Raw genomic sequence first — 15,115 nt, 5'->3', positions numbered from 1 at the left:
GTCCGACTGCCGAACGCTGCGTGGCCGACAGGCGATGCGGCGAGGCTGGACCTTTCCGAAGAAACCGCACAATCTGCGCGCGACTTTCACCTTGGCCAGGACGAGGCGAATTTCCGTTGGACAAGCTTCTGCGGCAGGCGTAGGGAAAAATTCATGACAGTTCGCCCCGATGTGCGGTTTCTGGACCGAAGAACCCCTCCCCATGTGATGACGCTTGTGTTGCTGGCAGGGCTTTCGGCGCTCGCCATGAACATCTTCCTGCCGTCGCTTCCCAACATGACTGCGTTCTTCAACACCGAATATCGGCTCATGCAGCTTTCGGTGTCGCTTTATCTGGCGATGAATGCGGTGCTTCAGATCTTCATCGGGCCCATCTCCGACCGGTTCGGGCGTCGCCCGGTGCTGCTCTGGACCATGGCGCTGTTCCTGGTGGCGACATTGGGCACGCTCCTTTCCACCTCGATCGAGGTGTTTCTGTTGTTCCGCATGGCGCAGGCAATCGTGGTTTCGACGATGGTTCTGTCGCGTGCGGCGGTGCGTGACATGGTCAGTCAGGACGAGGCCGCCTCGGTGCTTGGGTATGTCACGATGGGCATGGCGATCGTGCCGATGATGAGCCCGATGATCGGTGGCGTGCTTGACGAGCTTTGGGGATGGCAGGCCAGTTTCGTGCTTCTGTTCGTGATCGGCGCAGCGATCCTGGCGCTGACCTGGGCCGACATGGGCGAAACGGCCACGATCCGGCCCATCACCCTCGCGGCCCAGTTCCGGCAGTATCCGGAACTGCTCGTCTCGCCCCGGTTCTGGGGCTACTGCCTCGCGGCGGCTTTCGCATCGGGGTCGTTCTTTGCCTATCTTGGCGGCGCGCCCTATGTGGGATCCGAAGTGTTCGGCATGACGCCCGCCATGCTGGGCCTCTACTTCGGCGCCCCGGCGCTGGGCTATGGTTTCGGAAACTTCCTGTCGGGGCGCTATTCCGTGCGTGTGGGCGTCAACAACATGGTGCTCTGGGGAACGCTGATCACGTTCTTCGGGCTGGCCCTGCTGATCATCCTCTTCATCATGGGATTTGCAACGCCCGAACTGTTCTTCGGACTTTTCATCTCGGTCGGGCTTGGCAACGGGATGGTCCTGCCCAATGCGACGGCCGGCATGCTCTCGGTGCGGCCCCACCTGGCGGGGACTGCAAGCGGGCTGGGCGGTGCCATCATGATTGCGGGCGGCGCAATCCTGTCGGCCCTGGCTGGCGCGCTGCTTGGGCAAGGATCGGGACCCATGCCGCTGTTGCTGCTGATGTTCGGCTCTGCCTGTGCCTCGGTTCTCTCGATCCTCTATGTGATCCGGCGCGCCCGGCAGGTCGGTGCTTGACCGCGCGGCGTCGCTTTGCAAACCTGAGCAGCAAAAGCTGCAAAGGGGTCGGACGTGGCGCTTCAGAAATTGTATGCCGGCGTTACCCTGCGCGAAACCCGCGCGCGGCTGGGGCTGACCCAGAAGGCCTTCGCGGCCAAATTGGGCGTATCGCTTCCCTATCTGAACCAGATGGAAAACAATCACCGTCCGGTCAGCACCGGCGTGGTTCTGGCGCTTGCACAGGAATTCGGCTTCGACGTGACCGCATTCTCGACCGGGGATGCCGAACGCACCGTCAGCGACATGCGGGAGGCGCTGGCGGATCCGGTCTTTGCCGACCTCGCTCCGCCCCTTGCAGATCTGCGGCTTGCCGCCTCAAACGCCCCCACATTGGCGCGGGCATTCCTCGCCCTGCACCGCGCCTATCGGCAGACCCACGAACGCCTGTCCTCGCTCGATGAGGCGCTGGGGCGGGAAGATTCTCCGTTGTTGTCATCGCCGTGGGAGGAAGTGCGCGACTTCTTTCATTACTGCGACAACTACATCGACGCGGTGGACCGTGCCGCTGAACGCTTCGCCGACTCTGCGCCGGATGTGCAGGATGCCGCTGTTTCACTGCTCAATACGCGCGGCATTACCTTGTCCTTTTGCGATGATGTGCCGCTGAGACACTACGATGGCGCCCGGAAAACCATCACATTGTCAACAAAAGCCAGTGCTGCGACCCGGAAGTTCCAGTTGCTTCATCAGGTGGCGCTTCTGACCCAGAACGATCTGATCGAGGCGACGCTCGATCTTGCCCGGTTTCAGTCGGACACCGCGCGCCAGATCGCCAAGCTGGGCCTTGCCAACTATTTCGCCGGCGCGGCGCTCCTGCCCTATCGTGCCTTTCTGACGGCTGCACAGGAAGCGCGGCATGATCTGGAACTTCTGGCGCATCGCTTCGGCGCATCGATCGAACAGGTTGCCCACAGGCTTTCAACGCTGCAACGTCCGGGCATGAAGGGCATCCCTTTCTACTTTGTCCGCGTGGATCAAGCCGGGACGATCACCAAGCGCCATTCCTCGACGCGGCTGCAGTTTGCGCGGTTCGGCGGCGCCTGTCCGCTGTGGAACGTGCACCGCGCCTTCGAGACGCCGGGCCACTTCCTGCGGCAATATGCCGAAACGCCTGACGGCGTGCGCTACTTCTGCCTTGCGCGCGAGGTGTCCAAACCTGCGGGATCGTTTCACGCGCCGGTGCGGCGCTATGCCATCGGCCTGGGGTGCGAGGTGCAGCATGCCGGGGCATTGGTCTATGCTGATGACATGAACAGCCGCCGCTTTGAGCCGATCGGCATTTCCTGCCGGATCTGCGAGCGGCGGAACTGCCATCAGCGCTCCGTCCCGCCGCTTGAACGCCGACTCAGGATCGACCCGGACCGGCGCGGCCTCCTGCCCTACGAAATCGACGGCTGAGCGGAAAGAACGCGCGCGATCTCGTCCTTCAGGGCAAGGCGGCGACGGCGCAACTGCGTCTCATGCGCATCGCCCACCGGCTCGATCAGCGTTTCGGCGCGGTGGATGCTGTGGTTCACCTCCTGATACTCTTCGATCAGCCGTGCGAAATGCGGATCAGACTGGCGGAGCGTGTGGATTCGCCCTTCCTGTCCCGGGAATTCCTCTGCGAGGTCATGCGGCCTGTGCGACATTCGCTTCTCCTGTGGTCGTTCAGGAAAAGCATCGCTTCAAACCGGTCACCGCGCCTTGACGCCGGTCAAATCAGAACCGCGGCGCGTAGTGCAGAATGGTCGGAATGACCAATTCTTCCTCGTCGATCAGATGGCGGTCGATGAACCGGCCGAATCCTGCAAGCTGTTCATGCATCCGGCCTACCTCGTCGCGCCCTGCGCCGGCCTCGATGGCCCGCAGCATCTGGTTGGTGCCCTCTGCCAGCCCGTGAAGATGCGCATCCAGCGCATGGTGATCTGCGTCCAGAAGCTCGAACCCCCGGTCAAGCCGCTGATCGAACCCCGACAGCACCGGAAAATAGTGGTGATCCTCGATCTGATGATGGCCGTGCAACTCGTTCAGAAGAAAGTTTGTCAGACGTGCCGATTGCGCAGCAAACCGCTTCGGGTCGCGATCGCCGCTCAGAAACGCCTCGGCATCCCCCGACAGCCGGTCAAGAAGCTGGCGAAACATCATGTGCCGTTCCAGCCAGAACCGCGTCAGGGCATCGAAGTTGCGGTGGCTTTCCCAGATATCGCGCGGATATTGGGCCACGAGGAACCGCAGCGCCTCGGGCAATCCCTTGCGGGTTTCAAGTTCGTCCATGATGTCCTCCCATGCGGGACCGCGATTCGTACCGGCCAAGCTTGCGCCGGGGTGGGTGCCGGGTAAATGCGGCAGGCGCGGCGATGTTCCCCGCGCCACCGCACAGGCGCTGTGCGGCACCTTGTGTCAGCGTTGCGACACCTGCCACCGCGGATTGATCCAGGGCTGCAGGTTTTCGGGCGGCAAAGGGCTGCGCCCCAGAAGCAAGTCCGCCACCTTCTCGCCGACCATGATCGAGGGCGCATTCAGGTTGCCGTTCGTCACCTGCGGGAAGATCGAACTGTCCGCCACACGCAGCCCGTCCACGCCGATTACCCGGGCCTCTGGGTCCACCACCGCCATCGGATCATCGCGCCGTCCCATCCGCACCGTTCCGCAGGGATGATAGGCGCTTTCGACATGATTGCGCAGAAAGGCGTCGATTTCGGCGTCGCTCTGGACAGCGGGGCCGGGCAGGATCTCGTGCTTGACGAAGGGCGCGAAGGCCGGCTGGGCAAATATCTCTCGGGTCAGGCTGACGCAGGCGCGGAAGTCCTCCCAGTCGTCGGGATGGGACATGTAATTGAACAGGATCCGCGGCGCATCTTCGGGACGGGACGAGCGCAAGCTGACCGATCCCCGGCTCTTGGAGCGCATGGGCCCGACATGAGCCTGAAACCCGTGCCCCTCGGCCACTGCCCGGCCGTCATAGCGCACGGCAATGGGAAGGAAGTGATACTGGATGTCCGGATATTCGACACCCGCCCGCGACCGGATGAAGGCACAGCTTTCGAACTGGTTGGACGCGCCCGGCCCCCGCCGTCGCAAAAGCCATTGCGCCCCGACCCAGGCCTTGCCCCAGAGGTTCCAGTAGCGAAACAGGGTAATGGGCAAGCGCGCCGCGAACTGCATGTAGATTTCCAGATGGTCCTGCAGGTTTTGCCCGACGCCCGGGCGGTCGGCCACCACAGGCAGGCCATGTTCCGACAGATGCGCGGCAGGACCGATCCCCGAAAGCATCAGCAGCTTTGGCGAGTTGATCGAGGAAGCCGCCAGAACCACTTCGCGCCGCGCCCGGATGACCTCGATCCGACCCTTGCGCATCACCTCGACGCCCGTCGCCCGCCCGCCCTCGATCACGACGCGGCGCGCGAACGCGCGGACCAGATCGCAATTCTGCCGCCTCAATGCCGGCTTCAGATAGGCGCTTGCTGCCGACCAGCGGCGCCCGCGCCAGATCGTGGCCTCCATCGGGCCAAAGCCCTCCTGTTGTTCGCCGTTATAGTCCCGCGTGACCGGATAGCCCGCCTGCCGCCCCGCCTCGATGAAGGCATCGAACAGCGGATTCTTTCGGGCGCCCCGCGTCACATGCAATGGCCCGTCTTGGCCGCGCCAGTCCTGATCGGCATCCTCGTGCCAATTCTCCATCCGCCGGAAATAGGGCAACACATCGGCATAGGACCAGCCTTGCGCCCCCATCTCGGCCCAGGTGTCGAAATCCCGGGCGTGGCCGCGCACATAGACCATCCCGTTGATCGAGGACGACCCGCCAATCACCTTGCCGCGCGGGGTGGCAAGCACCCGCCCTCCCAGATGCGGTTCGGGTTCCGTCTGAAAGCCCCAATCGTAAATGCCCATGGTCATCGGGTAGGACAGCGCGCCTGGCATCTGGATAAAGGGCCCGGCGTCCGTTCCTCCATGTTCGATCACCAGCACCGAGGCACCCGCCTCCGAAAGCCGGTAGGCCATGGCGCAGCCGGCCGAGCCCGCGCCCACGATCACGAAATCCGCTTCCATCTTCCGCTCCTTCGGGCGCCCGTATCGGTTCCGGCCGCGCGCCGAACCGGGCTGGGCGTCCCCTTCAAATCGTTCTGTCGCCTCTGCCAGCCGCCCAGCAGAGCCTGCGCCTTGCAGACCCCACTGCCGGCAAAGCCGTCATCTTGTCGGGCGGCCCGACACAGGCTTGCAGGCAATCGCGCCTCTCCCCCGGGCAAGCTGGCGCCCTTCTCCAGGCGGCGGCTGCCGCGTCCCCCAGAGCCGACCCTGCGTTCAAGCCCAGGCGTCGCTTCAGCCCGTGAAGGGGCACGTCTGCCTCTGCCGCCGAAGGCGGCGCGGCCCAACGCCGGGCAAGGGCGCAGCCCGCAGTCCCGGGGGCGGGAGGGCCTGCGCCTCAGTAGGGCGCCTCAACGGGCCCCATCCCGACATAGACGCTCTTGAGTTGGGTGTAGCTTTCCACCGCCGCCTTCGAGTTCTCGCGGCCGACGCCAGACAGTTTCACCCCTCCGAAGGGTGCCTCCACCGGCGCGAGGTTGTAACTGTTGATCCAGCAGGTTCCCGCCTGAATCTCGGTGATCACGCGATGCGCGCGCGTCATGTCACGGGTGAAAACGCCGGCCGAGAGTCCGAATTCCGTGGAATTGGCGCGGGCAATCACCTCTTTCTCGGTGTCGAAGGCAAGGACCGACATGACGGGGCCGAAAATCTCTTCGCGGGCGATGGTCATTTCGTCGGTCACGTCGGCAAAGACAGTCGGTGCCACATAGAACCCTTCCCGCTGCACCCGGAAGCCGCCCGTCACCAGCCGTGCGCCCTCGGCACGGCCCGCCTCGATATAGCCCAGCACCTTTTCCATCTGCGCCGCGCTGGTCAGCGGGCCCATCTGCACCGCCTCATCCAGGGGATCGCCCAGCACGATCGCCTCGGTGCGTGCCGTCAGCCGCTCCAGGAACCGCCCCAGCAGCGGGCGCTGCACGAAGACCCGCGTGCCGTTGGAACAGACCTGCCCTGACGAATAGAAGTTCCCCAGCATCGCGCCGCCCACCGCATCTTCAAGATCGGCATCCTCGAACACGATCAGCGGCGACTTGCCGCCCAGTTCCATCGTCACATGGCGCAAACCCTCGGCCGCAGCGGCATAGACCTTGCGCCCCGTCGCGACCGAGCCCGTCAGCGAAACCTTCGCCACCCGTGGGTCCGTTGTCAGCCTGCCGCCCACGCCCCCGCGCCCCTGCACCACGTTGAAAAGCCCCGCCGGCAGCCCTGCCTCGATCAGGATCTCGGCGACCCTGAGCGCACCGAGCGGCGTCGTTTCCGACGGCTTGAAGACCATCGCATTGCCGAAGGCGAGCGCGGGCGCCCCCTTCCAGCAGGCAATCTGCGTCGGATAGTTCCAGGCGCCGATCCCCACGCAGACACCCAGCGGTTCGCGGATCGTATAAACAAAGTCGCGCCCCAGCGGGATCGTTTCGCCCGTAACTGTCGCCGCCAGCCCGCCGAAATACTCCAGCGCATCCGCGCCGCTGGCGGCATCTGCCACCAGCGTTTCCTGCAGCGGCTTGCCGGTGTCCAGGGTCTCGAGCACGCTGAGTTCACAGTTACGCGCCCGGATGATCTCGGCAGCACGCCGCAGCACGCGCCCCCGCTCTACCGGCTTCATGCGCGCCCAGTCCGCCTGTGCCCGACTGGCCGAGGCCAGCGCCGCCTCGATCACCGCATCCGTCGCCTCGTGCAGGCGCGCGATCACCTCGCCCGTCGCCGGATAGACCACATCGAGCGGCGCGCCGGCCGTATCCTCGACATAGCTGCCATCGACAAAGTGACTGGCCGCAGGTTGTGCCCGCATCATTCGTTCCTTCCAACTTCTGCCGCGAGATAGGCCAGCACCATTTCCGCCGCCGCCGCCCCGTCCGGCACATCCTCCTTCAGCGCCTCGCGCAGATAGACACCGTCGATCATTGCGCCCAGACCTTCGGCCACCCCCGGCGCCCGCTGCCCGATCAGGGGGCGCAGATCGTGCACAAGCGTGGAGTGCAAGCGCTGCTGATAGATCCGCAACAGCCGCTTCGCCTCGGGCACGCGCTGCGCCAGAACGTAGAAGGTCAGCCAAGCGCCCACGACCTCGCGCCGGAACTCGACCGGGGCGAAACTGGTGCGGATCACCGCTTCGAGCCGCGCGCGTGGGCCTTCGGCGTCTTTCAGCGCACTCCGCACCCCCACGCCATAAAGCATCAGGATATGGCGCATCGCCGCAAGAAACATCTGTTCCTTGCCGCCGAAGTAATGATGCGCCAAGGCGCTGGACATGCCCGCGCGGCGCGCGATCTGCCCGACCGTGACATCCAGCGACCCAGCCGCCCCGATCTCGGCAATGGTTGCTTTAACCAGTTCGGCCTTTCGGATAGGTTCCATTCCAAGCTTCGGCACAGGTTTTTTCCGCACAGCCCTTGCATTCCGGAGCTACATTGAAGTTTATTGACTCGTCAATCAAGAAAAACGAGGGGATGCGATGACGATACGTTCAGGCCTGCTTGCCGCGACGACCACCCTGGCCCTTGCCCTGCCCGCCCATGCTGATTGCGGCAAGGTAACCTTCTCGGACGTGGGTTGGACCGATATCACCGCCACCACCGCCGTTGCCAGCGTCGTGCTTGATGCGCTGGGATATCAGACTGAAACGGTGCTACTGTCGTTGCCCGTGACCTTCACCTCGCTTGCGAATGGCAATGTGGATGTGTTTCTGGGCAACTGGATGCCGACAATGGAGGCCGATATTGCCCCCTACCGCGAGGCCGGCACAATCGACACGCTGCGCACCAACCTGACCGGCGCGAAATACACCCTTGCCACCAATGCGCCCGGCGCTGCGCTGGGGATCACCAGCTTTGACAGTATCGCTCCTCATGCCAATGCCCTTGGTGGGCGCATCTACGGGATCGAGCCCGGAAATGACGGCAACCGGCTGATCCTTGACATGATCGAGGCCGATGCCTTCGGCCTGGGCGCAATGGATATCACCGAAAGCTCGGAACAGGGCATGCTTGCGCAGGTTGATCGCGCGACACGGCGCGGCGAGCCGATCGTCTTCCTGGGATGGGAGCCGCATCCGATGAACGCCAATTTTGAAATGACCTATCTGGAAGGCGGAGATGACTGGTTCGGCCCGGATCTGGGCGGCGCCGAGGTGCGCACCCTGACCCGCGCCGGCTATGCCGCGGAATGCCCGAATACCGGGCAGTTTTTGCAGAACCTGGAATTCACGCTTGAGCTTGAGAACGAGGTGATGGCCCTGATCCTGGACGAGAGGATGGAGCCCGAAGCCGCAGCACGGCAGTGGTTGTCACGCAACACGGATGTCCTTGGTCCCTGGCTGGAGGGCGTAACCACCGCGGATGGCGCTGAAGGCCTCTCCGCCGTCGAAGCGGCACTGGGCCGCTAGCACCGTCACGCGTCGCACCTGCGGCGCCTTCGCCGACCCGGACAGCGCGTCCGGGTCCCAGCGGAAGTTCGGGTTTTCCTTCTTCTGCCCAGGCCGCCAAACCGCGAGAGGCGCATGAACTGGATTACCGAAACCAAGATACCCGTGGGCCGCACGGCCTCCCAGTTGTTCAACTGGCTGCAACAAAACGGCGCCTGGTTCTTCGATAGCCTTGCCGCCGCGATGGAGTGGCTGATCGATGCCGTCCTGTGGGTGCTGCAAGCCCCGCCTCCGCTGGCGGTCGTGGCGGTGTTCGTCGCGCTTACCTGGATCATCCAGCGCTCGTGGAAGCCATGTCTGCTGGTGCTGATCGGGTTCCTCTTCATCCTCAACCAGGGCTATTGGCGGGCGACGACGGAAAGCCTGACACTGGTGCTCTCGGCCTGCGTGGTCTGCATGGGGCTGGGCGTGCCGATCGGAATCGCCACGGCACACCGGCCACGGCTTTACGCCTGGCTGCGCCCCGTCCTCGACCTGATGCAGACGCTGCCGACCTTTGTCTATCTGATCCCCGCGATCGTGTTCTTCGGCATCGGCATGGTGCCCGGCCTGATTGCGACGGTGATCTTTGTCCTGCCGGCGCCGATCCGCCTGACACATCTGGGCATTTCCTCGACCCCCACAGCATTGATGGAGGCAGCAACCGCGTTTGGCGCCACCCCCCGGCAGCGGCTCTGGAAGGTCGAGCTTCCCCATGCCCTGCCCCAGATCATGGCCGGGCTGAACCAGACCATCATGTTGTCGCTGTCGATGGTGGTGATCGCGGCGCTGGTGGGGGCAAGCGGGCTGGGGGTGCCGGTGGTCCGGGCGCTCAATACCGTGAACACCTCGCTGGGCTTTGAATCGGGTTTCGTGATCGTGGTGGTCGCGGTGCTGCTGGACCGGATGCTGCGGCGCGAGAAATCGTCATGACGGCAGTCGAGTTCGATAACGTCTCGATCGTCTTCGGCGACAGCCCGCAGGTGGCCCTGCCGCTCATGGATGCCGGCCAAAGCCGATCCGAGATCCAGGATGCGACGCGTCAGGTGCTTGGCGTGCACGATTGCAGCCTGAGTGTGGAAAAGGGCGAGATCCTTGTCCTGATGGGTCTGTCTGGTTCGGGGAAGTCAACGCTTCTGCGTGCGGTGAATGGACTCAGCCCCGTGGTGCGGGGCGAGGTGCGTGTGCATGACGGCGACGGCATGGTCAGCATCACCCATGCCGATGCCGCGACCCTTCGGCGCCTGCGCCTGTCACGCATCGCGATGGTCTTTCAGCAGTTCGGCCTGCTTCCCTGGCGCACGGTTCGGGAAAACGTCGGCCTTGGGCTTGAGCTTGCCGGGATGAAGGCCAAGGCGCGGCGCGCCAAGGTCGAGGAACAGCTTGACCTGGTAGGGCTTGCGCAATGGGCCGACCATCGGGTGGGCGAATTGTCGGGGGGTATGCAACAGCGGGTCGGCCTTGCCCGCGCCTTCGCAACCGACGCGCCGATCCTGCTGATGGATGAACCCTTCTCGGCGCTCGACCCGCTGATCCGCGCGCGGCTGCAGGACGAGCTTCTGGAGCTTCAGGCCCGGCTGAAACGCACCATCATCTTCGTCAGCCACGATCTTGATGAGGCCTTCAAGCTGGGCAACCGCATCGCGCTGATGGACGGCGGACGGATCGTGCAAAGCGGCACGGCGCGGGCGATCTATTCGCGGCCGGCGTCAGACTATGTGGCCGATTTCGTCAATCACATGAATCCGCTTGGGGTGCTGACTGTGCAGGATGCGCTGGAACCCGGCGATGCACCCGGCGTGCCCATTCCCGCCAGCATGCCGATCCGCGACGCGATGCGGCTTCTGACTACGCAACCCTCCCTGCCCGTTACCGAGCAGGGCCCGGTCATCGGTCGCATCACGCGGGAAGGCGTTCTGCGCCGCCTTCTGCATCCGCGCGACACCGAGGCCTGATGCGGCCTAGCGCAGCACGTCCAGCGCAGGCGTGACCGCACGCCTGCGGATGACAGCCTCGCGCCAGGTGATGAACAGCACCGCCGACATGATGATCCCCCCGCCCAGGATCACCCAGCCATCAACCGCTTCGCCAAAGACCAGCGCGCCCAGCAGCGTCGCCCAAAGCAATTGCAGGAAGGTGACGGGCTGCGTCACGGTCACCGGCGCCGCCGCGAAGGCCCGCGTCATCGTATAATGGCCGAGCGTCGCAAAGCCCGCGACCAGGAACAACCAGAACAGCTGATGGCCCGTCACCGGCACCCAGACCGCCCAGGCGAAGGGCGCAAGCATGATCGTGACCGTCAGTGACAGAAGCGCCACGACGGTTGAAGCGTTCAGTTCCGACGACAGCCGTTTCGCCACGAGGTATGAGGCCGCAAGCCCCGCCGCCGTGCCCAGCATCGCAATGTGACCCGGAGAGATTTCGCGGAACCCGGGGCGCAGGATGATCAATGCCCCAAGGAGCGCTGCGCCGACAGCAATCAGGCGTCGCAGGGCCAGCTTTTCGCCCAGAAACAGCGCCGCGCCCAAGGTCACGTAGATCGGGTTGAGGTAGTTCATCGCCGTCACTTCGGCGAGCGGGATCTGTGTCATCGCATAGAACCACAGAATGACCGCCCCGGTATGAACGATCCCGCGCAGCGTTGTGAGCCACAGCACCGTCCGTCCGGGCCGCAACGTGGTGATCTGCCCGACAAGCGGTAGCAGGAATACCAGCCCCAACGCGAAACGCAGAAAGGCCGACTGCGCGGCGGGAACCTCGGCGCCGACGTGCTTGACCCCCGCCGTCATCGCGACAAAAGAAAATCCCGTCGCAAACATCCAGAGAATTCCGGCAACGGGGCGGTGGGCAGGGGCGGCATCCATGCCGCGACCTGACACGAACTTTGCAGCAAGGACAAGACCGCTCAGTATCCCCGAAGCTCAGATCCGCGGTCTGCTGAAGTCAGTCGCGAACACAAATCGCCTTCGGGTCATGCCGATCGCCGCGTGGCCCACCGACCTGTTCGAAAGGTCGCTGCCTGTGCTGCAATGCCAGCGAATAGCCCGTCACACCGGGAGCCGCCACCAACGCATCCGCGCGCCGGAAAACAAAAGGGTGGTGGCGACAGGTGCAACCATGGCGGCATCTGCACGCATCGCATCGGATGCCTGTCATCGCGCACGGGGAAGATGCTCTGACGGCACCCCATAAGCGATACCGCCAGCCGCCCAAGGCCCCGACAGGAACCGGAGCCAGCTTTGTCAGAGCTGGCTCATCACCTCGTCCGGGATCTCGAAGTTGGCGGTCACGTTCTGGACGTCATCGTCATCTTCCAGCGCATCGATCAGCTTCATCAGCTTCTGGGCGCCTTCAAGGTCCAGCTCGGTCGTGGTTTGCGGCTTCCATACCAGCTTCGAGCTGTCGGAGTCGCCCAGCGCGACCTCGAGTGCATTGGACACCTCGGCCAGATCCGTATCGGCACACCAGATCACATGGCCCTCATCCGTGCTTTCGACGTCTTCGGCACCGGCTTCCAGCGCGGCCATCATCACGGTATCGGCGTCCCCGACGCTGGCGGGATAAGAGATCTGGCCCTTGCGGTCGAACATGAAGGCGACCGAACCGGTCTCGCCCAGGTTGCCGCCATGCTTGCCGAAGGTTGACCGCACGTTCGAGGCGGTGCGGTTGCGGTTGTCGGTCATCGCCTCGACAATCACCGCCACGCCGCCCGGGCCATAGCCCTCATAGCGGATTTCCTCGTAGTTCTCGGCATCCCCGCCAAGCGACTTCTTGATCGCCCGCTCGATCACATCTTTCGGGACCGAGTTTGACTTGGCCTCCTTCACCGCGAGGCGCAGACGCGGGTTCTTTTCCGGGTCCGGGTCGCCCATTTTTGCGGCGACAGTGATCTCTTTCGCCAGCTTGGAAAACAGCTTGGAGCGGATCGCATCCTGCCGCCCTTTCCGGTGCTGGATGTTCGCCCATTTTGAATGGCCTGCCATGACCTTCTCCGATCGCAATCCCTGGATTGCGCCCCTCTTAGCCAATGCCTGCAACTGCCGCAAGCTCTGGACCCTTTTGCCCCGACATGCGTTGATGGCGACAGCCGGAAAGCGGGACAGGCATGACACGCGAACAGATCATCTTATTCGCCATTTTCGGCGCGCTCCTGGTGATGTTCATCTGGGGCCGCTACCGCTATGACCTGGTGGCGTTCAGCGGGCTTCTGGCGGGGGTCGTGCTGGGTGTCGTGCCCGCCGACGAGGCCTTTACGGGCTTCGGCCATCCGGCCACGGTCATCGTGGCGCTGGTCCTGATCGTGTCGGCGGGGATTACCCGGTCGGGGGGCGTGCAGCTGATCACCAAGCGGCTGGTCAGCAGCGACCGCGGGGTCAATGCGCATATTGCCATCATGGGGGCATTGGGCGCGGTGATGTCCGGCTTCATGAACAACATCGCTGCACTGGCGCTTCTGATGCCGGTCGATGCACAGACGGCCCGCAAGGCACGGCGGGCAGTGGGTTACACACTGATGCCGCTGTCCTTTGCGACGATCCTGGGCGGGATGATCACGCTGATCGGAACCCCGCCCAACATCCTTGTCGCAACCTTCCGGCAACAGGCCCTTGGCAGCCCTTTCCGCATGTTCGACTTTGCGCCGGTGGGCCTCACGATCGCGGCAGCGGGGCTGCTGTTCATCGCCACGATCGGCTGGCGGCTGATCCCGGTGCGCGGTGGGACCGCGCAGGCGCCTTCGGCGCTGATCGACGATTACGTCGCCGAACTTGTGGTGCCTGAAGGGTCGGACCTGATCGGCAGGGCGGTGCACGAACTGGAACCCGAAGCCGACCGCTGCGATGTGGCGATCCTGTCGCTGTACCGGGAGGGCGCCCCGCGCTATGGACCGGTGCGCAACGCGATTCTTGCCGAGGGCGACGTGCTGGTGGTGGAGGCGGGCCCCGAGGCGCTGAACGAATTCCGCTCGCTCGTGCGGCTCGACTACCCGAAGAACGCCAGCAAGACCGAGGGCCAGATCACCGGCGAGGGGATGAACCTGATCGAGGTGGTGGTCACGAACGACAGCCGCATCAACGGCAAGACCGCACAGGCGCTTGGCCTTGGCTGGCGCCATCAGACCATCCTCATGGGTATCTCGCGCGAGGGCAAGACCATGCGCGACCGCGTCCGGCGCACGGTGATCCTTCCCGGCGATATCCTGCTGCTGCTGGTGCCCGAGGAGACACAGGGCGATGTGGTCACCTGGCTGGGCGGGCTTCCGCTGGCAAGCGGAACGGCGGTGACCAACGAAAACCGCGTCTGGTGGGGACTCGGGCTTTTCGTGCTGGCGATCGCGGCGGTCTCGGCTTCGCTGATGACGATGCCGGTAGCGCTCGGTTTCGTGATCGTGGGCTATGTGCTGTGCAAGGTACTGACGCTGCAGAACCTGTACACCCATGTGGACTGGCCGGTAATCGTGCTGCTGGGCTCGATGATCCCGCTGGGCCTTGCGCTTGATGCTACCGGTGGATCGGCGGTGATCGCCTCGGCGCTGCTGATGCTGACCTCGGGTCAGGCGGCATGGGTCAGCCTTCTGTTGCTGATGGTGGTGACCATGTTCCTGTCGGATGTGCTGAACAACAACGCGACCACGATCATCGCCGCGCCGGTCGGAATCCGCGTGGCCGAGCAGCTTGACGTGAGCGCCGATCCGTTTCTCATGGCGGTGGCGGTTGCGGCCTCATGCGCCTTTCTCACGCCCATCGGGCATCAGAACAACACCGTCATCCTGGGCCCCGGCGGTTACCGCTTTTCGGACTACTGGCGCATGGGCCTGCCGCTTGAGGTCATCGTGCTGCTGGCCGGAGTGCCGGCAATCCTGTTATTCTGGCCGCTCTAGTCCTCGATCGGGGGCGGCACGTCGAAACGCCAGCTGCGGCCCGTGTCGTCGCGCAGGGTCACTGTGCCCATGCCCGGGAAAAATCCGAGGAGACGGCCCAGTGCGGCCCGGATCGGGTTGCGTTCCAGCGCCACCTCATAGCTGTAGGAGGGGGCGCAGCCTTCGAGCTGCCCCGCCCAGCCGTCGCCCACGCGGCGCGCCTCGGTGCGGGGGCCGCTGCAAAGCTGCCAATCCGAGAGACGCACCGAAAGATCACCGTTGGGCGCAAAGGACACGTCCGTCGGGCGCGGCGTCGCCGCAGAGGCACAGGCCACCACCACAAGCAGGATGGGGACAAGGCGCAGGAGGGTTCGCATCGG

General features: G+C 64.4%; 14 protein-coding genes. 6 read left to right on the top strand and 8 right to left on the bottom strand.

Annotated features, from left to right (window positions below; translation table 11 throughout):
• The first annotated feature begins 153 nt into the window (after positions 1–153).
• Together ACFQXB_RS13830 and ACFQXB_RS13825 are read left to right on the top strand one after the other, a co-directional pair.
• Positions 154–1,368, top strand: a complete 1,215-nt coding sequence (locus tag ACFQXB_RS13830; RefSeq protein WP_377404902.1) for a multidrug effflux MFS transporter — start codon at positions 154–156, stop codon at positions 1,366–1,368.
• 54 nt (positions 1,369–1,422) lie between these two features.
• Positions 1,423–2,808: a helix-turn-helix domain-containing protein gene (locus tag ACFQXB_RS13825; RefSeq protein ID WP_377404899.1), complete on the top strand. Its 1,386-nt coding sequence runs from the start codon at positions 1,423–1,425 to the stop codon at positions 2,806–2,808.
• Here ACFQXB_RS13825 and ACFQXB_RS13820 read toward each other — a convergent pair.
• The 5 genes from ACFQXB_RS13820 to betI all read right to left on the bottom strand — a co-directional run bounded on the left by ACFQXB_RS13820 (position 2,790) and on the right by betI (position 7,833).
• On the bottom strand, positions 2,790–3,041 hold the full coding sequence (locus ACFQXB_RS13820) for a YdcH family protein (RefSeq protein ID WP_377404896.1): 252 nt from the start codon (positions 3,039–3,041) through the stop codon (positions 2,790–2,792). The genes ACFQXB_RS13825 and ACFQXB_RS13820 overlap by 19 nt on opposite strands.
• A 70-nt stretch (positions 3,042–3,111) precedes the next feature.
• Positions 3,112–3,666 carry a hemerythrin domain-containing protein gene (locus ACFQXB_RS13815; RefSeq protein WP_377404893.1) on the bottom strand — a complete coding sequence of 185 codons (555 nt, stop codon included), beginning with the start codon at positions 3,664–3,666 and terminating at the stop codon, positions 3,112–3,114.
• Between the two features lie 126 nt (positions 3,667–3,792).
• On the bottom strand, positions 3,793–5,442 hold the full coding sequence (betA, locus tag ACFQXB_RS13810) for a choline dehydrogenase (RefSeq protein ID WP_377404890.1): 1,650 nt from the start codon (positions 5,440–5,442) through the stop codon (positions 3,793–3,795).
• A gap of 373 nt (positions 5,443–5,815) precedes the next feature.
• Positions 5,816–7,267: a betaine-aldehyde dehydrogenase gene (gene betB, locus ACFQXB_RS13805; RefSeq protein WP_377404887.1), complete on the bottom strand. Its 1,452-nt coding sequence runs from the start codon at positions 7,265–7,267 to the stop codon at positions 5,816–5,818.
• On the bottom strand, positions 7,267–7,833 hold the full coding sequence (gene betI, locus ACFQXB_RS13800; protein ID WP_377404884.1) for a choline-binding transcriptional repressor BetI: 567 nt from the start codon (positions 7,831–7,833) through the stop codon (positions 7,267–7,269). The genes betB and betI overlap by 1 nt, the downstream gene beginning before the upstream one ends.
• Before the next feature lie 97 nt (positions 7,834–7,930).
• Here betI and choX point away from each other — a divergent pair, with 97 nt between their 5' ends.
• The 3 genes from choX to choV all read left to right on the top strand — a co-directional run bounded on the left by choX (position 7,931) and on the right by choV (position 10,833).
• Positions 7,931–8,860 carry a choline ABC transporter substrate-binding protein gene (choX, locus tag ACFQXB_RS13795; protein ID WP_377404881.1) on the top strand — a complete coding sequence of 310 codons (930 nt, stop codon included), beginning with the start codon at positions 7,931–7,933 and terminating at the stop codon, positions 8,858–8,860.
• 114 nt (positions 8,861–8,974) lie between these two features.
• Positions 8,975–9,811 carry a choline ABC transporter permease subunit gene (gene choW, locus ACFQXB_RS13790; RefSeq protein WP_377404878.1) on the top strand — a complete coding sequence of 279 codons (837 nt, stop codon included), beginning with the start codon at positions 8,975–8,977 and terminating at the stop codon, positions 9,809–9,811.
• Positions 9,808–10,833 (top strand): choline ABC transporter ATP-binding protein, encoded by a 1,026-nt coding sequence (gene choV / locus ACFQXB_RS13785; RefSeq protein ID WP_377404875.1) that lies wholly within the window; start codon positions 9,808–9,810, stop codon positions 10,831–10,833. The genes choW and choV overlap by 4 nt, the downstream gene beginning before the upstream one ends.
• Positions 10,834–10,839: 6 nt before the next feature.
• Here choV and ACFQXB_RS13780 read toward each other — a convergent pair whose 3' ends face one another.
• Positions 10,840–11,742, bottom strand: a complete 903-nt coding sequence (locus tag ACFQXB_RS13780) for a DMT family transporter (protein ID WP_377404872.1) — start codon at positions 11,740–11,742, stop codon at positions 10,840–10,842.
• A gap of 378 nt (positions 11,743–12,120) precedes the next feature.
• Entirely contained in the window at positions 12,121–12,861 is a 741-nt protein-coding gene (locus tag ACFQXB_RS13775; protein ID WP_377404869.1) for a YebC/PmpR family DNA-binding transcriptional regulator, read from the bottom strand.
• Positions 12,862–12,983: 122 nt separating this feature from the next.
• Here ACFQXB_RS13775 and ACFQXB_RS13770 point away from each other — a divergent pair, with 122 nt between their 5' ends.
• Complete coding sequence (locus tag ACFQXB_RS13770) at positions 12,984–14,756, top strand: SLC13 family permease (protein WP_377404866.1); 1,773 nt, start codon at positions 12,984–12,986, stop codon at positions 14,754–14,756.
• Here ACFQXB_RS13770 and ACFQXB_RS13765 read toward each other — a convergent pair.
• Positions 14,753–15,112 carry a hypothetical protein gene (locus tag ACFQXB_RS13765; RefSeq protein WP_377404863.1) on the bottom strand — a complete coding sequence of 120 codons (360 nt, stop codon included), beginning with the start codon at positions 15,110–15,112 and terminating at the stop codon, positions 14,753–14,755. The two genes, ACFQXB_RS13770 and ACFQXB_RS13765, sit on opposite strands and share 4 nt — an antisense overlap.
• Positions 15,113–15,115: the final 3 nt, after the last annotated feature.

The sequence above is a fragment of the Halodurantibacterium daqingense genome (assembly GCF_042666235.1).
Taxonomy (GTDB): domain Bacteria; phylum Pseudomonadota; class Alphaproteobacteria; order Rhodobacterales; family Rhodobacteraceae; genus Halodurantibacterium; species Halodurantibacterium daqingensis.
This window is presented reverse-complemented; position numbering and strand designations above follow the sequence as displayed.

Excerpts from the sequence above, each read along its gene's own strand:
- ACFQXB_RS13830 (WP_377404902.1), top strand. The coding sequence starts at position 154 with ATGACAGTTCGCCCCGATGTGCGGTTTCTGGACCGAAGAACCCCTCCC.
- ACFQXB_RS13820 (WP_377404896.1), bottom strand. The coding sequence starts at position 3,041 with ATGTCGCACAGGCCGCATGACCTCGCAGAGGAATTCCCGGGACAGGAA.
- ACFQXB_RS13815 (WP_377404893.1), bottom strand. The coding sequence starts at position 3,666 with ATGGACGAACTTGAAACCCGCAAGGGATTGCCCGAGGCGCTGCGGTTC.
- betA (WP_377404890.1), bottom strand. The coding sequence starts at position 5,442 with ATGGAAGCGGATTTCGTGATCGTGGGCGCGGGCTCGGCCGGCTGCGCC.
- betB (WP_377404887.1), bottom strand. The coding sequence starts at position 7,267 with ATGCGGGCACAACCTGCGGCCAGTCACTTTGTCGATGGCAGCTATGTC.
- betI (WP_377404884.1), bottom strand. The coding sequence starts at position 7,833 with ATGGAACCTATCCGAAAGGCCGAACTGGTTAAAGCAACCATTGCCGAG.
- choX (WP_377404881.1), top strand. The coding sequence starts at position 7,931 with ATGACGATACGTTCAGGCCTGCTTGCCGCGACGACCACCCTGGCCCTT.
- choW (WP_377404878.1), top strand. The coding sequence starts at position 8,975 with ATGAACTGGATTACCGAAACCAAGATACCCGTGGGCCGCACGGCCTCC.
- choV (WP_377404875.1), top strand. The coding sequence starts at position 9,808 with ATGACGGCAGTCGAGTTCGATAACGTCTCGATCGTCTTCGGCGACAGC.
- ACFQXB_RS13780 (WP_377404872.1), bottom strand. The coding sequence starts at position 11,742 with ATGGATGCCGCCCCTGCCCACCGCCCCGTTGCCGGAATTCTCTGGATG.
- ACFQXB_RS13775 (WP_377404869.1), bottom strand. The coding sequence starts at position 12,861 with ATGGCAGGCCATTCAAAATGGGCGAACATCCAGCACCGGAAAGGGCGG.
- ACFQXB_RS13770 (WP_377404866.1), top strand. The coding sequence starts at position 12,984 with ATGACACGCGAACAGATCATCTTATTCGCCATTTTCGGCGCGCTCCTG.
- ACFQXB_RS13765 (WP_377404863.1), bottom strand. The coding sequence starts at position 15,112 with ATGCGAACCCTCCTGCGCCTTGTCCCCATCCTGCTTGTGGTGGTGGCC.